Annotated in this window: 2 protein-coding genes; both read right to left on the reverse strand. The window is 70.4% G+C overall.

Going from position 1 to position 2,169, the window contains the following annotated elements:
* Positions 1-34: 34 nt before the first annotated feature.
* Entirely contained in the window at positions 35-790 is a 756-nt protein-coding gene (locus ABTZ99_RS44825; protein ID WP_498781950.1) for a GH12 family glycosyl hydrolase domain-containing protein, read from the reverse strand.
* 134 nt (positions 791-924) lie between these two features.
* Positions 925-2,049, reverse strand: coding sequence for a ricin-type beta-trefoil lectin domain protein (locus ABTZ99_RS44830; protein WP_498781952.1), 1,125 nt, complete (start codon positions 2,047-2,049; stop codon positions 925-927).
* Positions 2,050-2,169: the final 120 nt, after the last annotated feature.

Consider the following 2,169-nt stretch of genomic DNA (forward strand, 5'->3'; position numbering starts at 1 on the left):
GGCGGCGCAGTAGCCGCCGCGCCGCACCGGGCGGTCAGCCGACGTTGGCGTAGTAGGAGTGCACGTCCAGCTGCCCGTTGCCGCTGAAGACCTCCGCGCCGTGCTGCACGCTGGTGAGGTACTTCTGGTTGCTCAACCACCCGCGGTTGACCAGGTGCGAGGTGAAGTCGCGCAGGTTGAACGCGGCCGAGGTGGTGTTGCCCGTCCGGACGAACGAGTAGACCTCCCAGCCGATGTTGCCCCGGTACAGGTCCCAGGTGGCGCCGGCGATCGACACGGTGGCCTGCCGCGTGCCGACCGGCCCGGCGCCGCCGGCGCGGTAGGTCCAGATCATGATCTCGTCGGACGGGTTGGCGGTGCCGGGGTTGGACACCGGGTGCAGCCACAGGTCGTAGGCGACGTTCATGACGTTCGCCGTGTTCTGCCGGACGGTGTAGTTCGCGCCCGTGTTCACCGACCGGTTGTCCGCCAACCGGACCGGCAGGCCGGTGTTCGCCGGCTTGGTGCCCCAGTGCCAGCCGAGCACCGAGCTCGCGTAGGACTTCACCTGCCCCGGCCCGCCGCTCCAGTCCCAGCTCGTGCCCCACGAGATCGAGCCGCCGGACGACACGTCCCACACGCACTGCCACCCCTGGCCCGAGTCCTGGCCCCACACGTTGTTGTTGACCCAGTACTTGCCCATGGTGATCGAGTAGAAGTCCGCGCAGCTGCCGGCCGCCTGCGCGGTGCCGGTGGTCGGCACGGCCAGTGCGGCGGCGGCCACCACGGCTACCACGAACCTCTTCAGCATGGAGCTCCACCTTTCTCTCGGAAATTCGCGGCCGAAAGCTTCCGTCGAGTGGGTTGCGCGCAAGCGCCCACCGGGGATCGGTGATTCTTCGAATCGCCGTCGAACTACCCGGTGGGCGCTTTTCCGCGTCGCGGTCAGGCCGGCGTGCGCAGGGTCCACTGCTGGTTGGCCTGCCCGGAGCAGGTCCACAGGGCCAGCTTGGTGCCGTTGGCGGTGCCGTGGTTGACCGCGTCCAGGCACAGGCCGGACAGCACGTTGGTGATGGTGCCGTTGGCGTTGACGTTCCACTGCTGGTTGGTGTCGCCGTGGCAGTCCCAGATCACCACCTGCGTGCCGTTCGTCGTGCCGCGGCCGTACGCGTCCAGGCACTTGGTGCCGTAGACGACCAGCTGCTTGCCGGAGGTGTGCGTCCAGGACTGGTTGGGTTGGCCGTGGCAGTCCCACAGCTGCAGCTGCGTGCCATTGGTGGTCGTCGAACCCGGCACGTCGAGGCAGCGCCCCGACCCCGCGCCGACGACCTGCCTGCCCTGCGGGGCAACGGGGTCGCCGATGCTCCCGGGCACGGCGCGCAACGCGTTGTACCAGGTCGCGGCCATCTTGTCGTAGCCGGTGGCGGTCGGGTGGACGCCGTCGATCAGGTCGGCCGTCGTCAACGCGGCGTGCATGTCCACCATGCGCACGCGCTTGCCCGCGGCGACCTTGCTCTGCACCATGCTCGGGATGGTGGCGTTGAAGTTCCGGGCGGCGGTGTTCTGCCCGGAGTTGGCCAGCGGGATGATCGTCGCGACGAACACGTCCGCGTTCGGCACCGTCGCGGTGATGCGGTCGACGAGCGCCGACAGGCGGGCGGGCGCGCCGGCCACGTTGTAGTTCTGCAGGATGTCGTTGGTGCCGATGTGCAGCAGCACCGTGCGCGGTGTCGTGTTCCGCAGCCAGTTGACGACGTTCGCGTCGATCTGGTCGATCCGCCAACCGGGGTGGCCCTGGTGGTCGTGGTCCCCGAGCGAGCCGGGACCGTTGAACTGCGAACCGACGAAGTCCACCCGGTAGTTGCCGGACCCGAACCGCTGCCACAGCCCGATCCGGTAACCACCGGGCACCTGCGTGCCCTCGGTGATCGAGTCGCCCAACGGCATGACCCGCACCCCGCCGTTGGACTCCGCGACGGCCTGGCCGGCCGGCAGCAGCGCGGCGGTGACCAGCGCGGCGGTGATCAGGGCCGCGGCGCGCGCGGCGAATCTGCTGAGGCGTTGTCGCACTTGTTCTCCTCGGGTTGAGCGGCGGGGGGGGCCGGGGGGGCGCCGCCCCCGCGGCGGGGCCAAAACCGGGGGGGGGGGGGGCCCCGCCCCCCCCCCCACGGCCAGGTTCTCCACCGGACC

The sequence above is a fragment of the Actinosynnema sp. NPDC002837 genome (assembly GCF_040295345.1).
Lineage (GTDB): Bacteria > Actinomycetota > Actinomycetes > Mycobacteriales > Pseudonocardiaceae > Actinosynnema.

What these genes read in the sequence shown, in the direction of transcription:
- ABTZ99_RS44825 (WP_498781950.1), bottom strand. Translation starts at nt 790, where the DNA reads ATGCTGAAGAGGTTCGTGGTAGCCGTGGTGGCCGCCGCCGCACTGGCC.